This is a genomic window from Bartonella sp. CE47NXGY, assembly GCF_042195415.1.
In the GTDB taxonomy this organism is placed as follows: domain Bacteria; phylum Pseudomonadota; class Alphaproteobacteria; order Rhizobiales; family Rhizobiaceae; genus Bartonella.
The window spans coordinates 1-1600 of record NZ_JBHIOI010000069.1; positions in this window are offsets into that span (position 1 = coordinate 1).

The window sequence follows — 1600 nt, forward strand, 5'->3', positions numbered from 1 at the left end:
TTTTTAATGGGGGATTTTGTTTTTTAATGGGAGTTTACGCGACTCACATAAAACAGAATGTTCTAAATAGAATATATTTGTGTTGCACATTTACCTACTTGTTTAAAAACATTATGTGATCTTATCATCACAATTATATTGGTGATTGGAGATATTGGTAAATCTGATAATGGAGAAATCTCTTGTGAAGTGGATAAGCCCTTCTTTAAATTCTCATAAGGGGAAAGCCAGCACTATCATACTATTCTCACCTCATGTGATGATAGCCTTTGGCTCTTGAGCGTGTTCATAAGAGGCATTTTGATTCTTTATCTTTGAAATCTTTGAAGTGCTTTATTTCATATGTCTCTTATGTTTGTAATGTGGAAAAGACAAGGTGTTGATTGATGCAACATGAAATAAATTTAAAATGAGAGAATCCCTATGATATCTGCGTCTCTTAATTTTATATGGATAACGGGTTTTAATATGGATAACGGGATATGATGATTATAAATCAATATGTTGTCGTGATACATCAACCTGTTGGGGGGCGATAAAGAAAGTTATCCAATAGTTAAGTCATTCTGTTATGCCGTAAAACACGGTCATTTGAGGTTTGGTGATATGAAGCAAGCTTCCTTGGATATGTTTTAAGTGTTTTTTTAAGGGCGTGGTGAATCTTTAAGACAGAGCAAGATTCTGTTGCGCCTTGAGTTTAGCGGAAAAACCTGAATAGAAGCCAAGAGGGAATGGCAAACCAAGAGGGAAGTGTATCCAAGCTGTTTGTAAATCAGATTGAGTTAAGAATCTGTGTTCTTTAAGAATGGAACGCAAGTCAATTTGACAAAAGAATGATCTATTTTGCGGGTAAACCTTATGGAGGAATTATCACAAAGCTCATAAGGAAGTGATTTAAGACAATACAGTTATAAAAAGTACAGTCATAAAAAAAAGTCCTCCGTCGCAATCAGAGGACCAAAAAGCAGGAGAATTTTAACATTGACTCGCAGGACGTGTCAAAAAAGAATAAATTTAAAAGGCCGTACTAAATACAAAAAAATCATACTTAAAGAACCTACCATATTATGGTTAGCAGAGAATTGAAAAAATAGCAATATAAAAAATACTTTTTACAAAAAATTTTGTCATTTTGCATTAAAACTTAATACTTTTTTCAATTGAATATTTGTTTTAAGACTCGATATTAATTAAACTATATTTAAAAATATTATTATACATGCAAGCATCTTGAGAATATTCTTCAATCAAAAACGAATTAAGAGCCCCTCATGATTATAGGACTGATATGGGGGAAGGCTTTTTGTTTTTAAGAGTGTGGGGTGTATCTTAAGTATGTGTGAGGGGGGTGAAGTATTGTCCTTTTGGGTGGGGGCAAGGTAATGAAAATGGAGGCGAGAGCTGCTGGATGCTTGAGCCCGTGTGGGGGAGGTTTCTTTAGAGGGGGCGGGGAAGGATGGGAGGCCGCTTAAAATGGCGAGGGAGATTATTCAAAATGTTTATGGTTTGCATATCCCCAATGAAATGCGAGCAAGTCTAAACAATCTCGTAAATGATCGGCAAGGGAGTTTTGTTTGCGTTTTGAAGAACTTAATTCTTT